This is a genomic window from Flavobacterium soyangense (assembly GCF_015277675.1).
Taxonomy (GTDB): Bacteria; Bacteroidota; Bacteroidia; order Flavobacteriales; family Flavobacteriaceae; genus Flavobacterium; species Flavobacterium soyangense.
Window position 1 is genome coordinate 70,827 of the sequence record NZ_JADHEC010000004.1, and the last position, 17,464, is coordinate 88,290.

A 17,464-nucleotide genomic window follows, 5' to 3' on the forward strand; every position below is an offset into this window, starting at 1 on the left:
AAACATCTCTTTAACGATTATTAAATCATCAAACAACTGTCTATCAGTGTATTAAAAAAAACCATTGTATTAAAAAAAAATGTATATTTAAAAACAAAATAACCCCATAAAAGTTTATAATTATGAAAGTAACAATTGTTGGAAGCGGATATGTTGGACTTGTCACAGGCGCTTGCTTTTCTGAAGTAGGTATTAATGTTGTTTGTGTTGATATTGACAGTAAAAAAATTGACAATCTCAATAAAGGCATAATACCTATTTATGAACCTGGACTTGAAGAAATGTTAATGCGAAACATGAAAAAAGGTCGTTTGAGTTTTACTACAAATATTGCAGAAGCCATAAAAGACTCTGAAGTACTTTTCATATCAGTGGGTACACCACCTGATGAAGATGGAAGTGCCGATTTGAAGTATGTACTGGCAGTAGCCCGTGATTGCGGTAAAAACATGGATGATTATTTGCTTGTAGTTACAAAAAGTACTGTGCCAGTTGGTACTTCTGAAAAAGTAAAAAATGCTATTCAAGAGGAATTGAATAAGCGAAAAGTAAATATTGCATTTAATGTTGCTTCTAATCCTGAGTTTCTTAAAGAAGGAGCTGCGATTGCTGATTTCTTGAAACCCGACAGAATTGTAATTGGATTAGATAGTCAAAGAGCTGAGGATCTCATGAAAAGCTTATACAAACCTTTTACCCTTAATGGTCATCCACTAATTTTTATGGATATTGTTTCGGCCGAGATGACAAAATATGCTGCAAATGCAATGCTTGCCACTAAAATTAGTTTTATAAATGATATTGCAAATCTTTGCGAAATAGTTGGAGCTGACATTAACTTGGTAAGAAATGGTATTGGTTCCGATTCTCGGATTGGAAACAAATTTATCTACCCAGGAATTGGTTATGGAGGGTCCTGTTTTCCAAAAGATGTACAAGCATTAATTAGAACCGGAAGTGAATACAAATATGAACTTCGAATTCTTAAAGCTGTAGAAGACGTAAACAATGATCAAAAGTTAGTGATTTTTAATAAGATTAATAAATATTTTAATGGAAATTTAAACGATAAAACAATTGCAATATGGGGTCTATCTTTTAAACCTCAAACAGATGATATGCGCGAAGCACCAGCTTTAAAAATAGTTAAAAAACTACTGGAAGCCGGCGCAAAAGTTAAGGTATATGATCCAGTGGCTATGGAAGAAGCTAAACATCATTTTGGTGACAGTATTTCTTATTATGATGATCAACATGAAACTTTAATTGATGCTGATTGTTTGGCTATCCTTACAGAATGGCCAGAATTTAAATTTCCTAATTTTAAAATCGTAAGCAAGTTGTTAAATTCTCCTGCTATATTTGACGGTCGTAATATTTATGACAAAAATGAAATGAGAGAACATGGTTTTGATTATTTCTGTATAGGAGTTGACACAACAAAAAATCTCATTGCTTCTTCTTCCATTAATTAAACAATGGCAAGAAATCTTAAAAAAAACAATTAAATTTCTAAAAGAAATGATTACACCTAAAAAAATTCTTGTTACCGGTGGTGCTGGTTTTGTTGGCTCCCACCTATGCGAACGCTTATTAAAAGAAGGTAATGAAGTTTATTGTCTGGATAATTTTTTTACAGGACAAAAACAGAATATTTTGCATCTGTTAGACAATCCATATTTTGAATTGATTAGACACGATGTTACCGCTCCTTATTTTATTGAAGCCGATGAAATTTACAACCTTGCATGTCCTGCTTCGCCAATACATTACCAGCATAACCCCATTAAAACTATTAAGACTTCGGTTATGGGTGCTATCAATATGTTAGGACTTGCTAAACGAATAAACGCAAAAATACTGCAAGCATCTACAAGTGAAGTATATGGCGACCCTCATATTCATCCTCAACCAGAATCCTATTGGGGAAATGTTAATCCAATAGGAGAACGCTCTTGTTATGATGAGGGAAAACGCTGTGCAGAAACTTTGTTCATGGATTATCATAAACAAAATAATGTTAAAATTAAGATTATTCGGATATTCAATACATATGGTCCAAAAATGCATCCTGATGATGGAAGAGTCGTTTCTAACTTTATCGTTCAAGCTTTAAAAAACCAAGATATTACTGTTTATGGCAAAGGTCAACAAACAAGAAGTTTTCAATATGTTGATGACTTGGTAGAAGGAATGATAAGAATGATGGCATCGCCAGATCAGTTTACAGGCCCAGTAAATATGGGGAATCCCAATGAATTTACAATTCTTGAACTTGCTGAAAAAGTAATAGAACTTACAGGGTCAAATTCGAAAATTATTTATAAACCGTTACCTTCTGATGACCCAATGATGCGACAACCAGACATTTCTCAGGCAAAAAAAGAACTAAAATGGTCACCGAAAATAGAATTAGATGAAGGCCTAATAAAAACTATAGAATTTTTTAAATCAGTCATATAAGTTAATGTATCTTTAGCTTTAGTATGATAAATTTGTAATTAAATCCATAATCTTAAAAAAAGAATTGTAGACTTTATTATTAGTTTCATTAAAGTCAATTTAAAAAAAAAGTGTAAATCTAATATTAAAATAATTATGCAATTATCTGAAAACCCAAACCCGCAATCAATCAAATTATATGATCTTAAATTGATTCATAAAATGTGCCGTGGAGATGAAGAAAAGATTTTAAAAATGGTTGAAGTTTTTATTAACCAAATTTCACAATCTATTCAAGAAATCATGACCGCTTATTCTGAAAAAGATTTTTTAAGAATTGAAAAATTGGCACATAAAATAAAACCAACACTAACTTATTTTGGCACTACAATATTAGAAAATGAATTACTAAGTTTAGAAGAATTGGCAATAAAAAAATCTGAACTATCTGAATTAGAGTTGAAAATTCTAAGTTTTAAAAACCTTACAAAGGAAGTTGTCGACAAAATGAAGAATGATTTTAATATAATTAATTAAGAAAATTATGAAGAAAAAAAATATTAGTGGTGGATGATGAAAAAAGCATCTGTCTTTTATTAGAAAATTTCCTTTCTCAAGACTATGATGTTGTTTCAATTAATGACGGTCTAGAAGCTTTAGAGTGGCTTGAAGAAAACCTTCCTGATTTAATAATAAGTGATATTCAAATGACTAACATGGATGGTTATGAGTTTTTGACTAACGTTCGTCAGCGAGGTTTTACAAGACACACTCCCTTTATAATGTTGTCTGGTAGATCCGAAAGTAAAGAACGCATAAAGTGTTACAAACTAGGTGCCCAAGATTATTTAACAAAACCTTTTAATCCCGAAGAATTAGAAGAATTGGTCAAAAAAAATCTTTTCCCAATTCACTTTGCCATAGAATGGTAATGCTGTAAAAATCGATATTCCCAAACTATCTTAACCGAACATACTTAAATAATTATGGATCCAATTTTAAATATACTATACATTGGCAACTCTCCAGAGTATTTTCAAGTTATAAATCATAATGAGAAAATGTCGCTGATAGCCATAGAAAATAGCATTCAAGCTACCAATTATCTTAGTTCGAATACGCCACCCGATGCTATAATTTGCAATTATAATTTACCCGGAAATAATGGGTTGTTTCTATTTGATTGGATAAAAGAACAAACAGAATACAATGCAATTCCATTCCTTCTTTTGGCAAAGGAATTTAATAGTGATATTTACAAACTAGCATTCAAAAAACAAGTTGACGATTATTATGTGACCTCGGTTACAAATCCAGAAGACATCTTACATAGGATCGAATTTCTTAAGCTTAACAAAAAGGCTGCGAAAACATTAAAAATGCCTACGACAAAAGAAGATACTTATCGAATGCCTGTTTCAAAACGTGTTTTCGATATTTTTGTGGCATCATCTGTATTGTTAGTGGCCTCCCCTTTTTTATTGCTAATATTACTTGCCATAAAATTAGAATCAAAGGGTAAAGTCTATTACATTTCGAAAAGAGTAGGTAGAAAAACTTTTGATTTTTACAAATTACGCTCTATGCGAACCGGTTCAGATGAACTCTTGAAAAAGCTAGCCAAAGAAAAAAATCAATACAATACAGAGCAAAAGCCTACCACCAATTTAGCAAACATGTTATGCCCAAGATGCAGCAAATTACCCAAAGGAGAAACTTGCTCACCTGCAATGTATATTGACACGCATGAAATTTGTGATTACTGGTTTAATGTCCAAAAAATTGAAGCTGCAAAAAACAATTCTACATTTGTTAAAATCGTTGATGATCCTCGAGTGACAAGAGTTGGTAAATTTATAAGAAATACCAGTATCGATGAGTTACCGCAACTTATTAATGTACTAAAAGGTGATATGTCTATAGTAGGCAATAGACCTTTACCCGTTTATGAAGCAGAAATGCTTACAGCTGACACATTATCAAAACGATTTCTAGCTCCTGCCGGAATTACTGGTTTATGGCAGGTGGAATTGAGAGGAAAAGGTGGCAATATGTCTGAAGAGGAACGAATGCGTCTTGACAATGAATATGCTGAACATTTTAGAGGTGATAATTTCTCCTTTTGGTATGATATCAAACTCATTCTACGTACTATACCTGCCTTACTGCAAAAAGATTCTGTTTAAAATAACAAAAAAATGAAACTACTATTAAAATCTATCTTTATATTATACCTAAATATTTTCTGTATTGAGTATACATTGGCACAAACAACTTCACAAGAAATTATGCCAACAAGTACAAATGAATTCAACTTACCTCCAATTAAAGCTGTAATAGATTCAGTCCTAAAACGTAATGGAATGGTGCGATTTAGAAAACAGCATGTAGAAGTGGAAGCCAATAAGCTTAAATCGGAAAGGATTTATTGGACGAGAAACTTGGGTATACAAGCCGACAGCCGTTATGGCACTTTTGATAATACTTCATTAAGTGCTGATGGAAGTACTTCTACTACTTATATAAACACAAGCACAAAACAATGGAATTATGGTGTTGGACTCTATCTTAAATTTCCCGTATTCGATATATTAAACAGAAAAAATCAAATAAATCTTGCCAAAATGGAGCTTGAAGAATCCAAAAGTATGGTGCAATTTCAAGAAGATGAGATCAGACAAACTACTATAAAATTATATCAAGACTTAATTTTAAAGCAAAAATTACTTCAAATAAAATCCGAAAGTTTAGGCAATGGAAAGGTCAATATGCAAATGGTCGAAAAGGAATTTAGGAACGGTTTAGTTCCTGTGGCAGAATATGTTAGAATAACTAGTATGTCTTCTAATATGGAGTCAGACTATGAATCAGCTAAATCGGAATATTTAGTCGCCAAACAAATATTAGAAGATATGGCAGGATTTGTATTTAATGTAACACCTTCAAAATAAAATAATGAAAATAATTGAATTTATACGACTAATATTGAAGCATTTGAGGCTATTGCTAATTGTGCCACTATTACTTGCTTCATTAGTAATACTACTTACCCTTAAGCCACATTTCGAATTTTCATCCCAAACGCTTTTATATACTGGGCTTGCTTCGGGTTCTTCTATTGAAATGGATAAAACATTTAATTATCAGGCAACCAATACTGCTTTTGATAATTTAATCAATATTATCCAATCAAGAGAAACTCAAGAAGAAGTAGCCATTAGATTATTAGCACAACACTTAATGCTGCCTAAGGCAAACCCAAAATACATTTCGTCTGCCAATTTTGATAAATTAAAAGTAAAAATCCCCCACGAACTTTATGCTTATGTAGAAAAAGGCAAGAATTCAGGTGGTAATTCAATCGCACTAAATACTTCAGAAGGGTTGTTATTTCCTCCAGAAATAAATCAAATCAATTATGAAAAAACCGTAAAAAACCTAACTGCCTTAAAAAATAGTAGCAACACCAATTTTGTGTACGAATTACTAAATTTTGAAGATCCTCATTATTCAATTAACGCAATATCTTCGGTAAAATCTTTAAGAATAGCTAATAGTGATTTAATAAAGTTGACTTATCAAGTTGACGATCCCGGTATTTGCCAACAAACACTAGCCATATATAATGAAGTTTGTATCAAAAATTATAGAAATATTAAAGAAAATAGATCTGATGCCGTCGTAAAATACTTTGAAGGCCAACTCGCAAACGCCAATGAAAAATTAAAAAATGCCGAAGACAAACTCCTTGAATTCAATAAATCGTACAACATCATCAACTATTATGAGCAAAGTAAAGCGGTTGCGAATGTGAAGGAAGATATGGAAGTGGAATACAACAATAAAAAAGCAGATTTAGCAGGAATTGAAGCAGCAACTAAAAGATTAGAAAAAAAATTAAACATTCAAGATGCCATACAACTAAAGAGCAACAGCGTTCTTGAAAAAAAGAAACAATTAGGCGATCTTAATTATAAAATTGCCCTAACGCAAGCCGAAATAGAATCCAGTAATGACGAATTAAGTAAAGTTAGAATGATTGGATTAAAAAAACAATCCGAAAGTTTGAGCAATGATATTAAACAAAGTATAAATGAATTGTATTCCTATCAAAACACAGTCGATGGATTGCCTGTAAGCAAAGTACTCCCAGATTGGATGGCCAATACGGTCGAATCTGAAAACATCAAAGCGAAGCTTAAAGTGATGGATGTGGACAATAAAAATTTTCAAAAACAATACGAAATATATGCTCCAGCAGGTGCAAATATCACCCGAATTGAAAGAGAGATTTCGGTTTCAGAACAAGGTTACATAGAAATTCTTCACGGTTTAAATTTGGCTAAACTTAAATTACAAGACAATGCATTATCTTCTAACGTAAAAGCAATTGATCCTCCTTTTTATCCCTTATCGCCAATGCCTACCAAAAGAAAAATACTCATTATCGCAGCAGCGTTTTTGGGATTTATTCTAACTTTTGGAATTATAATAATAATGGAATATTTTGATGACACCCTAAAAAATGCTAAAAAGGCTGGTGAAATATTGAAATTGCCTTCTTTAGGAATGATGCCTAAAATTTTACTCCATCCAAAAACCATCAATTTACCATTCATTCAAAACCGATTAATTGAAATTATTACTCAAAAAATAACACAATTTTTAAGTAAACAAAGCTCTGAAAATGCTGTAAAAACAATAGTTCTTTTTAGCACGCAGAAAATGGAAGGCAAAACTGTTTTTGCAGGTAATATTGCCCGAGAACTAAAAAAAGAAGGAAAAAGAATACTGTTTCTAAATTATTCTATTGAGCAACAAAATAGTAAAAAGGAAAGAAAATTTCCTTTTTTGAATAGACTTTTAGGCTATCCAGATCCAACAATTGATTTTGATAATTCTTTTCTATCAGATGTAACAACTTATCTGGAGCCTTCTGAATATTGTACTTATACAATAGATGAGAGCTTTTATAAAGCAAAAAACTATAAAGATCTTCTTGAGCAAAATAATATAAAACTTGATTTTACTCCCGATTATGTTATCATTGAATTACCGCCAATAATCTATAACAATTATCCATCAGAGTTATTTACGCATTCTGATATTGACATTCTTGTTTGTCGTTCCAACAGATTGTGGTCTGAAGCCGATCAATCAGCATTAAATGATTTACTCCCTATTTCGGGTTCTAAAATGCATTTTGCAATTAATGGCGTTGAACTTAAGGAAGTTGAGTCGCTATTAGGTGAGTTACCTAAAAAAAGAAGTGAATTTAGAAACAAAATAAAAACGATGTTCCAGTTTCAATTTTTTACTAAAAATCAAATATAATTAAGTACCCTAATGAAGAAACTTAAAAAAATTGTACGGGAGGATAATTTTCTGTCTTTGACAGGAAATATGGTTATCGCAATTTTGGGTATTGCAGGATTTGCATTGCTTACCAGAAGTTTGTCTTTGGAAGTTTTTGGACAATGGGTTTTGTTTATCACCGCAGGTTCCTTTGTCGAAATGTTTCGATTTGGTATTACCAATACGGGTTTAATTCGCTATTTGTCTGGTGCAGATGATGCTTCTAGAGTTAAACTAATTGGCTCTAATGCTTTGATAGGTTTTGGAGCAACGGTTTTAATTGCAATTGTTTTAATCGTATGTAATCTCATTTTTAAAGAAGCCATTGGCAATTCGGGTTATAGTCTGTTTTTCAAATGGTATCCATTATTAGCGTTTTTAAATCTGCCTTGGAATAATGCCCTCGTAGTTTTGCAAGCCGATAGAAAGTATGGAAAAATATTAGTAATCAAAGCGATAAATAGTGGGGCCTTTTTTCTGGTACTTTTAGTGAATTTCTTTTTTCTAGATATGACTTTAACACAATTAGTTTTTGCACTTCTAATTATCAATGCTTTCACCTCATTTATCAGTATAATTGCTGGTTGGGATGGAACAAAACACATAACAAGTGCCACTGCAGAAACCAATAAAACCTTATTGCATTTTGGAAAATACACCACTTTTACACTAATAGGAACCAATCTTTTGCGCAGTGCCGATGTCTTGATTATTAGCCTTAGTCCATTAGGTAATGCAGCTGTAGCACTTTATAGCATCCCATTAAAACTGACAGAATTGCAACAAATTCCTTTGCGAAGCTTTGTAGCTACAGCATTTCCAAAAATGTCTAAAGCAAGTGTTCATCATCAAATTGAAGAGGTAAAAGATTTGTTTTACTCCTATGCTGGTGCGCTTACTTATTTGTTCGTTTTTATAAGTTTATTCACTTTTGTTTTTGCCGAATTTTTTGTGTTTTTACTTTCAGGGAATCAATATTTAAAAACAGATCCAATTACAGGATTTAATGTAGTCAATATTGTTCGGGTATTTTCAATTTATGGCTTATTATTACCCATTGATAGAATGACAGGCATCGGTTTAGACAGTATTAATAAACCTAAAATTAATGCTTTGAAAGTGTTTTTTATGGTTCTTGCCAATGTCATTGGAGACCTCATTGCCATTTTTATATTCAAATCATTACTCCTTGTTGCGGTTGCATCCATACTATTCACAGTAATTGGTATTTGGATGGGAATGTACTTTTTAGATAAAGAATTGACATTATCGTATAGAGAAATTTTTTCGAGCGGATTAGATTTTTATTCCACTCTAATTAATAAAGCAACCAATAACCGCTACGAAAGTTATTTTAAGGTGCATAAAAAAGTGAACTAATGATAAGTTTTAATTCAAACCCTTTTGATAAAAATTCTGGTTCAGCTAGTATCACTAAACCACGGACATTGCTACTATTATTAATAGCAGCAGTCCTATTTGCTGTAATTATAGCTAAATTAGAAATTGTTGGTCTAGGTATTTTGTTTGCACTAATACTAGGAGGTATTTATTTGTACAAATTATTTACAAATCCTATACTAGGTTTTTTTACAGCAATTGGACTTAATTTTATAGTACTGGGCATCGCGCGCTATATTCCAGGATTACCATTAGGTTTTGGCATAGATGGCATTCTTATTTTGACCTATTTAGCTTTGTTTTTTTCAAGATTCAAAGAAAGAATTGATTGGTCTCCAGCTAATAAAGACCTTACCTTTTTAGCAGCAATATGGTTGTTGTATTGCATATTTCAATTAGCAAATCCGGAGGCTCGAAGTGTAGAAGCTTGGATTGCTGGTAGAGGTATTGGGTTTTATTTCTTTTTGTTTATTCCACTAACTTTTATGCTTATTAATACCAATAAAAAATTAGACTTATTCCTTTACGTTTGGGGTGTTTTTTCGATTCTTGCCTCAATGAAAGGAATGATTCAATTGTTTGTTGGAGTGGATGCAGCGGAGCAAGCCTGGCTCAATGGTGGGGCAGCCCAAACGCATATTTTATTTGGTAAGTTAAGGATTTTTTCCTTTATGAGTGATGCAGGACAATTTGGTGCAAACGAAGGATTGGCTGGGGTAGTTTTTATTATTTATTCTATGACTAAAAAGGGATTGTCTAAAATGTTTTTCCTAACGGTTGGGATTTTAGGAATATATGGAATGATGATTTCGGGCACAAGAGGTTCAATAAGTGTGCCTATGGCAGGATTTATGACCTATTTTATTTTGAGCAAAAATTTGCGTGTAGTCAGTTTGGGCTTTACTCTAATACTTTTTTTATTTGTTTTTTTCAAATTTACTATGATCGCTAATGGAAATGATCAAATAAGAAGAATGAGATCTGCTTTTGACCCCAACGAGCCTTCTTTGCAAGTACGACTTAAGAATCAAGAAATTCTGAAAGGATATTTAGCCTCAAGACCTTTTGGAGGTGGTATTGGTCACGCTGGAGACAAAGCACAACGGTTTTTGCCTAATGCATTTCTTTCTCATGTAGCTACAGACAGTTGGTATGTTATGATATGGGCCGAGATGGGCATTGTTGGATTAACAATTCATTTATGTATTTTGTTTTTTGTTATTGGAAAAGCGTCATACAAAGTAATGTTTAAAATTCGAGACCCTATAGCAAAACAAAAACTTAGTGCACTTATTGCTGGACTGATGGGAATATTGGCGGCGTCTTATGGAAATGCTGTATTTGGCACGATGCCTACCGCTTTATTAATGTATGCCACGATTGCCATTATTTCTAATCCAGAAACCTTTGACACACCACTGATTGAAGAAGGTGATGCGCAATTAATTAAAAGTTAGAAAATAAAAAAATAAAGCTACTGCGAAAAAAACAAAATTTAAAACTGTAAAACCCCAAATCATGAACTACAGAAACATTAATAATTTGAATAATATCATCATCAAAAGATTAAATACTATTCCTCTAGATTTCGACTTAATCATTGGAGTCCCATGAAGTGGCATGCTGACAGTAAATTTGTTGTCGCTATACTCAGTAAGCCATACACTAATATTTATTCCTTTGTATAAAGTAATATTTATAAGGATGGCGCAAGAAGTAAATTATTAGATATTTAATAATTTAAAAAAAAATTGGCGATAGATGATAGTATAGCAGCGGGGTCAAACGTACCGGCATGTGCCAATATGTATTCTATTAATATCTATTTGCCCACTGCCGATAAACTTGATTAAGGTTTTTTTGATTTAGAAACAAAGAAAAAATTAAATTTAGAACAATCGAAATTAGTAGCTTAAGTATGAGAGAACTTCCATTAGTATCTATTATAACAGTTAATTATAATGGAACAGAAATTACAGATCATTTTTTAAACTCATTGTTGCAAATTTCATATAAAAACATAGAAGTTTTTGTTGTTGATAATGCTTCGAAGGTTTTACCCGATGAACTTAAAATAAAATACCCATTTATCAAATTAATTAAAAGTAAAACCAATGTAGGTTTTGCAGCAGGTAATAATTTAGGAATGCGAGCAGCAAAAGGTAAATATTTTTTTCTTTTAAATAATGATACTGAGGTTGCACCAAATTTTTTGGAACCAATTGTTGAGTTAATGGAAACCAATGAAAACATTGGTATCGCATCATCTAAATTGCTATATTACAGCAAACCAAATACCATTCAATACGCAGGTCATAATGGAATAAATGTATATACAGGAAGAGGTTTTGTAGTTGGTTATTTGAATACAAATTCTGAAAAATATAATACTTCATACAAAACGGAATTAGCACACGGTGCAGCCATGATGATTAGTAGAAAGGCATTGAATAAAATAGGTTTAATGGCAGAACTGTTCTTTTTATATTACGAAGAAATTGATTTTTGCGAAAGGGTAAAACAAGCCGGTTTTGAAATATGGTTTTGTGGTCGTTCAGTGGTTTATCATAAAGAATCAATGTCAACGGGTAAGTCAAGTCCACTAAAAACATATTATTTAACGCGCAATCGATTAATTTATTCAAGGCGAAATACAAAAGCATTTCAACATTACGCGTGCGTTTTATTCTTCTTATTTATTTCATTTCCAAAAGGAGTTTTGGAATTATTTTTTAAAGGCGAATTTACATTACTAAGCGCTTTTACAAGAGGGGTAATTTGGCATTTTAAAGGAAATGACATTTACAATAATGAAGGAATTATTTACGATGACTTTTAATTATTTATTGTTCAAAGTAACCGTTATCACCACAAAATTTAACAAGTTTGCCATATTAATTTCAACCAATTATTAGACCTTTAGAAATAGTAAAAAATAAAAATTTAATTGATGTATTATGATATTATTTAATTTGATAGAAACCGTTTTTCTTCTCCTGTTTGGATTGGCTACGTTGTATATTTTTGTGTTTTCAATCGCAGGTCTGTTTTACAAACAACCTACTTTTATATCAAAAGGAAAACTGAAAAAAATTGCAGTGCTCATTCCGGGATACAAAGAAGATGAAGTCATTATTGAGGTAGCCAATTCGGCATTATTACAGGATTATCCCTCCAATCTTTTTGATGTAATTATCATCGCAGATTCTTTTTTAGAAGAAACGCTCCAAGAATTAAGAGCATTACCCATAAAACTGATTGAAGTTAGTTTTGACAAAAGTACCAAATCCAAAGCGTTGAATAAAGCGATGGCTTCCCTCAACGAAAATTATGAGATTGCCGTGATTTTAGATGCCGATAATTTAATGGCTCGTGATTTTTTAGGGAAAATAAATGCCGTTTTTGAACACGGTTATATTGCTGTACAAGGGCATCGAACAGCAAAAAACACAAATAATTCTTGGGCAATTCTAGACGCAGTTAGTGAAGAAATAAACAATCATATTTTTAGAAAAGGCCACATAGCCTTGGGACTTTCGTCAGCTATAATTGGTTCGGGAATGGCTTTTAAATATGATTATTTTAAATCGCTGATGTCAACAGTTACAGCAGTAGGTGGTTTTGATAAAGAAATTGAATTGAAAATGCTAAAGGCTGGCCACAGAATTATTTACCTTGACGATGCTTTAGTTTATGATGAAAAAATACAAAAAGCAGACGTTTTTGGAAATCAAAGAAGACGTTGGCTGTCTGCACAATTGCATTACTTCAGAAAAGATTTTTTGAATGCGCTAAAAGACCTTCTATTAAAAGGAAATATTGATTATTTTGACAAAGCAATTCAATTTATTCAGCCACCAAGAGTTTTATTATTGGGTGGCGTCATTGTTTTTGGAGGATTATTTGTGGTAAGCAATTATTTATTTGACAATGATATCATATTTACTTACAGTTGGGGTATAATTGCAATAGCCTGTGTTTTGTCATTCCTTTTTTCAATACCAAAATCATTTTACAATTTAAAAACACTTCAAGCTTTGCTGAGTTTACCAAAAGGAATGCTTATGATGTTGTTGTCTTTACTAAAAATAAAAGGAGCGAACAAAAAATTTATTCATACCAAACATGGCACTACCATTTAAAAAAAATATTGGATTAGCTTCAATTTTTATGTACAAAGTATAATTTTCCACAAAAACTAAAATAGTATGAAAATAGGAATTGAAGGTCAACGTCTTTTTCGCAAGAAAAAACATGGCATGGATATGGTGGCTTTGGAATTGATAAGAAACCTACAACTTATTGATACCGAAAATGAGTATTTCATCTTCGTAAAACCCGATGAAGACAATACCGTTTTAAAGGAAACCCCAAATTTTAAAATTATTGAACTTGATGGCGGTTCTTATCCAATGTGGGAACAAATAGCATTGCCTAAGGCGGCCAAAAAATACGGTTGCGAGATTTTGCATTGCACCAGTAATACAGCTCCCATTTTTACTGACATTCCATTGATTACCATACTGCACGACATCATATATATGGAGAGTAGCTATTATAAAATATTGACCGGAAGTGCAACACCTTATCAAAAATTTGGCAATGCTTATCGTAAATTAATTGTGCCGTGGGTCGTGAAGAAAAGCGACAAAATAGTTACCGTTTCCCACTTTGAAAAAAATAGAATTGGGGAATTTTTTGGAATGAAAGACGACATACGCCTTACTGCAATTTATAATGGTGTTAGCACGCATTTCAAACCAATTACTGATGCATCCGAATTGAAGAGAGTTAAAGAAAAGTATCACCTACCGGATCAGTTTTTCTTTTTTCTTGGCAATACAGATCCTAAAAAAAACACCATTGGCACCTTAAAAGCTTTTTCAGATTTTTTAAAGCAAAGCAAAACCGATTATAAGCTGGTGATGCTGGATTATGACACACACGAACTCGAGAAATTATTAATCGAAATTGGCGACAAAGACTTCATCAAAAACATTGTGTTAACAGGATATGTAATCAATACCGATTTGCCGGCCATTTATTCTTTGTGTACCATTTTTCTATACCCCTCTTTAAGGGAAAGTTTTGGTATTCCAATGCTTGAAGCGATGGGTTGTGGTGTTCCTGTAATCACCTCCAATACTTCCTCGATGCCAGAAGTTGCTGGTGATGCTGCCCACATTATCAATCCCTACAATCCAGAAGAAATCACGCAGGCCATTATCAAAATTCTTGGGGATAAAAGCTATTATGACACACTTTGCAAAAAAGGAATTGAGCGAAATAAATTATTTTCTTGGAAAAATATGGCAGAGCAAGTTCTTGTATTGTATAATGAAATAAATACACAACATCATGATTAAGGGTCAAGACATTATTGTAATAGGAATACAGGCTTGGGACATAGAAATAGGCAGTAATTGCAAAAATATTGCCGTAGAATTTGCCAAAAACAATCGGGTGCTTTATGTAAATCCGCCGATGATGAAATCGACGGAACGCAACGACAAACACAAAGAAAGTATTCAAAAAAGAATCCGAATCAAAGAAGGTTTAGAACCCGATTTAGTCAAAATTAGTCCAAACTTGTGGAATTTGTATCCAAAGCATACGATTGAATCTATTAATTGGCTTCCATCTCATTCCCTTTTTAAGATTTTAAACAAACGAAATTCACGACGGTTTGCCAATGATATTCTAACTGCGATTTCCCAATTAAATTTTAAAGACGCTATACTATTTAATGATAGTTCAATGTTTTTAGGACAGCATTTAGGGGAGTTTTTGGAGCCAAAAGTGTATGTTTATTATATGCGCGATTATCTTGTAAAAGTACCGTATTGGCAAAAACATGGTGAGCGTTTAGAACCTGAAATTATCAAAAAAGCCGATGTATTGACCACCAATTCTGAATTTTTCTCCGACTTTGGTTTGCAGCACAATCCGAATAGTTTTATGGTCGGTCAAGGATGCGATGTTTCGCATTTTAGTGACGAAGATGATGCTATAAAAATCCCAGATGCATTCAAAGACATTCCAAAACCTGTAATTGGCTATGTTGGCTTTTTGACTTCGCTTAGACTAGATATTGATCTGATAGAACACATTGCTAACCAAAGACAAAACTGGAGTGTTGTTTTAGTAGGTCCAGAAGACATACATTTCAAAAATTCAAATTTGCATAATTTACCTAATGTTTATTTTTTAGGAAGTAAAAATGAATCAGAATTGCCAGCTTATGTAAAAGGGTTTGATGTAGCCATGAATCCACAGTTAATCAACGACTTAACTGTAGGGAATTATCCTCGAAAAATAGACGAGTATTTAGCGATGGGGAAACCTGTAATCGCAACCAAAACAAAAGGTATGGAGATGTTCAAAGAGTTTGTGTACCTTGGTTCGACAAAAGAAGAATATATTGTTTTAACCGAAAAAGCTTTAACTGAAAATTCTGAAGAACTAGTGTCAAAAAGAATTCACTTTGCAAAAAGCCATACTTGGGAGAACAATGTTAAAGCCATTTACAACGCAATTATAACAGCCACTAAACACAAAATAAAATGGGATTAAAAGAAAAAATAAAATCGAATGAATCATTAAAAAAACTTGTTCATTGGTCTATTATGATTCCAAAACAAGCCAGACCAAGATTATGGGTCAAATGGTTTGTGAATCCATTTTTTCATAAAAAAGGGAAAGGTGCTCGTGTTAGACCAAGAACGAGAATGGATGTTGTGCCTTGGAATAAATTTGAATTAGGAATAGATTCTACAATTGAAGATTTTTCGGCAATAAACAATGGCGTTGGCGATGTTATTATTGGCGATAGAACAAGAATTGGTTTAAGCAATACCATTATTGGTCCAGTAACGATAGGGAATGATGTTAGACTAGCTCAAAATATAACACTATCTGGCTTAAATCATAACTACGAAGATGTTAGCCTTCCCATTCATGTGCAGGGAGTTTATACTTCTCCCATCATCGTTGAAGATGACTGCTGGATTGGAGCCAATGTTGTTGTCGTAGCCGGAGTTACTATTGGCAAACATTCGATTGTGGCTGCAGGATGCATTGTTACCAAAAATATTCCGCCGTTTTCAGTTGCTGTGGGCAATCCAGCAAGAGTTATAAAAACGTATAATCCTGAAACGAAGACTTGGGAAAAAGTTTAGAAAGCAATTATAAAAGAATCAAAATTTAATTACATGAAAGCACAAAAAGATACAACTATAGAAACGCTGAGAGGTGCTGTTATCATTTTGGTAGTTATAGGTCACGTTATTGGATCGGCCTCAGATGGTGGTATGAAGGTTAGCGATGATTCTTTTTTACGTTATTTCTACTACACATTTATAGACCCCATACAAATGCCACTTTTTACTGTCATTGCTGGCTGGGTTTATACACTAAGACCTGTTGTTCGTGAAAAAATAAATGATTTTATACAAAAAAAAGTATTGCGAGTCTTGGTTCCAATGCTAGTGGTTGGAATCTGTTACTTTTTGCTACAATATTTTACACCAGGTACCAATAACAAAGGAAATCTATTAGATATTTGGAAATTATTGATATTCCCTTACACCTTGTTTTGGTATTTATACTCACTTTTTCTGGTTTTCGTTATCATCGCTTTTATCGATTCTTTTCATAAAATGAATACCATAAATAATTGGCTTATTATTTTTTGTATATCCTTTTTTATGTTATTATTAAGAGATACTATTATTCCTTCCGAACAACCTAATTATTTCAGTTATAAAGGTACGATCTATCTCTTGCCTTGTTTTGTTTTAGGAGTTGGATTAAATAGATTTAAAGCCTTTTTCCAAGGACGAATTATGAAATATTCCATTCCTATAATTTTAGTACTTTGTGTTATCATCCAACAATTATCTTGGTTCAAAGTCATCGATTATTCGGTTCATAAAGATACTATTGTTGGCTTACTTATCGGACTTTTAGGAACTATGATGCTACTGCGATTTCATCTAAAAACAAACTGGTTAATCTGGTTTGGAGGATTTGCCTATTCCATTTATTTATTTCACGCCTTTGGAACTGCCGGCGGAAGAATTATTCTAAAGAGATTTGACATCCATTCATCGGCTTTGATTTTTATAGTTTCTTTAACTGCTGGCTTATTATTACCTATTGTAGCAGAAAAAATTCTAGATAAATTTAAAATAACAAGGATGCTATTTCTTGGAAAAAGTTAATATCCAAATATGACTTAAAAAATAATACTAACCTACTAAACTAA

Annotated in this window: 15 protein-coding genes; all 15 read left to right on the forward strand. The window is 32.5% G+C overall.

Going from position 1 to position 17,464, the window contains the following annotated elements:
- The first annotated feature begins 122 nt into the window (after nucleotides 1–122).
- A complete protein-coding gene (locus IR213_RS03015; RefSeq protein WP_194310834.1) occupies nucleotides 123–1,475 on the forward strand; it encodes a UDP-glucose dehydrogenase family protein in 1,353 nt (450 codons plus the stop codon).
- Between the two features lie 46 nt (nucleotides 1,476–1,521).
- Nucleotides 1,522–2,463: a UDP-glucuronic acid decarboxylase family protein gene (locus IR213_RS03020; RefSeq protein WP_194310835.1), complete on the forward strand. Its 942-nt coding sequence runs from the start codon at nucleotides 1,522–1,524 to the stop codon at nucleotides 2,461–2,463.
- A gap of 135 nt (nucleotides 2,464–2,598) precedes the next feature.
- Complete coding sequence (locus tag IR213_RS03025; RefSeq protein ID WP_194310836.1) at nucleotides 2,599–2,979, forward strand: Hpt domain-containing protein; 381 nt, start codon at nucleotides 2,599–2,601, stop codon at nucleotides 2,977–2,979.
- A gap of 26 nt (nucleotides 2,980–3,005) precedes the next feature.
- Nucleotides 3,006–3,374, forward strand: coding sequence for a response regulator (locus tag IR213_RS03030; RefSeq protein ID WP_317173110.1), 369 nt, complete (start codon nucleotides 3,006–3,008; stop codon nucleotides 3,372–3,374).
- 54 nt (nucleotides 3,375–3,428) lie between these two features.
- Nucleotides 3,429–4,628 carry a sugar transferase gene (locus IR213_RS03035; protein ID WP_194310837.1) on the forward strand — a complete coding sequence of 400 codons (1,200 nt, stop codon included), beginning with the start codon at nucleotides 3,429–3,431 and terminating at the stop codon, nucleotides 4,626–4,628.
- A 12-nt stretch (nucleotides 4,629–4,640) separates the two neighbouring features.
- Entirely contained in the window at nucleotides 4,641–5,393 is a 753-nt protein-coding gene (locus IR213_RS03040; protein WP_194310838.1) for a TolC family protein, read from the forward strand.
- 4 nt (nucleotides 5,394–5,397) lie between these two features.
- Nucleotides 5,398–7,776 (forward strand): GumC family protein, encoded by a 2,379-nt coding sequence (locus IR213_RS03045; RefSeq protein ID WP_194310839.1) that lies wholly within the window; start codon nucleotides 5,398–5,400, stop codon nucleotides 7,774–7,776.
- A gap of 12 nt (nucleotides 7,777–7,788) precedes the next feature.
- Nucleotides 7,789–9,177, forward strand: a complete 1,389-nt coding sequence (locus IR213_RS03050) for a lipopolysaccharide biosynthesis protein (RefSeq protein WP_194310840.1) — start codon at nucleotides 7,789–7,791, stop codon at nucleotides 9,175–9,177.
- On the forward strand, nucleotides 9,177–10,655 hold the full coding sequence (locus IR213_RS03055) for an O-antigen ligase family protein (protein WP_194310841.1): 1,479 nt from the start codon (nucleotides 9,177–9,179) through the stop codon (nucleotides 10,653–10,655). Before IR213_RS03050 ends, IR213_RS03055 begins: the two co-directional genes overlap by 1 nt.
- Before the next feature lie 461 nt (nucleotides 10,656–11,116).
- Nucleotides 11,117–12,037 carry a glycosyltransferase family 2 protein gene (locus IR213_RS03060; RefSeq protein ID WP_194310842.1) on the forward strand — a complete coding sequence of 307 codons (921 nt, stop codon included), beginning with the start codon at nucleotides 11,117–11,119 and terminating at the stop codon, nucleotides 12,035–12,037.
- Between the two features lie 118 nt (nucleotides 12,038–12,155).
- Nucleotides 12,156–13,340, forward strand: coding sequence for a glycosyltransferase (locus IR213_RS03065; RefSeq protein WP_194310843.1), 1,185 nt, complete (start codon nucleotides 12,156–12,158; stop codon nucleotides 13,338–13,340).
- 66 nt (nucleotides 13,341–13,406) lie between these two features.
- A complete protein-coding gene (locus tag IR213_RS03070) occupies nucleotides 13,407–14,564 on the forward strand; it encodes a glycosyltransferase family 4 protein (protein WP_194310844.1) in 1,158 nt (385 codons plus the stop codon).
- Nucleotides 14,557–15,771, forward strand: a complete 1,215-nt coding sequence (locus IR213_RS03075; RefSeq protein ID WP_194310845.1) for a glycosyltransferase — start codon at nucleotides 14,557–14,559, stop codon at nucleotides 15,769–15,771. The genes IR213_RS03070 and IR213_RS03075 overlap by 8 nt, the downstream gene beginning before the upstream one ends.
- Nucleotides 15,762–16,376, forward strand: coding sequence for an acyltransferase (locus IR213_RS03080; protein WP_194310846.1), 615 nt, complete (start codon nucleotides 15,762–15,764; stop codon nucleotides 16,374–16,376). The genes IR213_RS03075 and IR213_RS03080 overlap by 10 nt, the downstream gene beginning before the upstream one ends.
- 33 nt (nucleotides 16,377–16,409) lie before the next feature.
- A complete protein-coding gene (locus IR213_RS03085) occupies nucleotides 16,410–17,420 on the forward strand; it encodes an acyltransferase family protein (RefSeq protein WP_194310847.1) in 1,011 nt (336 codons plus the stop codon).
- Nucleotides 17,421–17,464: the final 44 nt, after the last annotated feature.

What these genes read in the sequence shown, in the direction of transcription:
- IR213_RS03035 (WP_194310837.1), top strand. Translation starts at nt 3,429, where the DNA reads ATGGATCCAATTTTAAATATACTATACATTGGCAACTCTCCAGAGTAT.
- IR213_RS03050 (WP_194310840.1), top strand. Translation starts at nt 7,789, where the DNA reads ATGAAGAAACTTAAAAAAATTGTACGGGAGGATAATTTTCTGTCTTTG.
- IR213_RS03075 (WP_194310845.1), top strand. Translation starts at nt 14,557, where the DNA reads ATGATTAAGGGTCAAGACATTATTGTAATAGGAATACAGGCTTGGGAC.
- IR213_RS03065 (WP_194310843.1), top strand. Translation starts at nt 12,156, where the DNA reads ATGATATTATTTAATTTGATAGAAACCGTTTTTCTTCTCCTGTTTGGA.
- IR213_RS03070 (WP_194310844.1), top strand. Translation starts at nt 13,407, where the DNA reads ATGAAAATAGGAATTGAAGGTCAACGTCTTTTTCGCAAGAAAAAACAT.
- IR213_RS03025 (WP_194310836.1), top strand. Translation starts at nt 2,599, where the DNA reads ATGCAATTATCTGAAAACCCAAACCCGCAATCAATCAAATTATATGAT.
- IR213_RS03020 (WP_194310835.1), top strand. Translation starts at nt 1,522, where the DNA reads ATGATTACACCTAAAAAAATTCTTGTTACCGGTGGTGCTGGTTTTGTT.
- IR213_RS03040 (WP_194310838.1), top strand. Translation starts at nt 4,641, where the DNA reads ATGAAACTACTATTAAAATCTATCTTTATATTATACCTAAATATTTTC.
- IR213_RS03015 (WP_194310834.1), top strand. Translation starts at nt 123, where the DNA reads ATGAAAGTAACAATTGTTGGAAGCGGATATGTTGGACTTGTCACAGGC.
- IR213_RS03060 (WP_194310842.1), top strand. Translation starts at nt 11,117, where the DNA reads ATGAGAGAACTTCCATTAGTATCTATTATAACAGTTAATTATAATGGA.
- IR213_RS03085 (WP_194310847.1), top strand. Translation starts at nt 16,410, where the DNA reads ATGAAAGCACAAAAAGATACAACTATAGAAACGCTGAGAGGTGCTGTT.
- IR213_RS03080 (WP_194310846.1), top strand. Translation starts at nt 15,762, where the DNA reads ATGGGATTAAAAGAAAAAATAAAATCGAATGAATCATTAAAAAAACTT.
- IR213_RS03055 (WP_194310841.1), top strand. Translation starts at nt 9,177, where the DNA reads ATGATAAGTTTTAATTCAAACCCTTTTGATAAAAATTCTGGTTCAGCT.
- IR213_RS03045 (WP_194310839.1), top strand. Translation starts at nt 5,398, where the DNA reads ATGAAAATAATTGAATTTATACGACTAATATTGAAGCATTTGAGGCTA.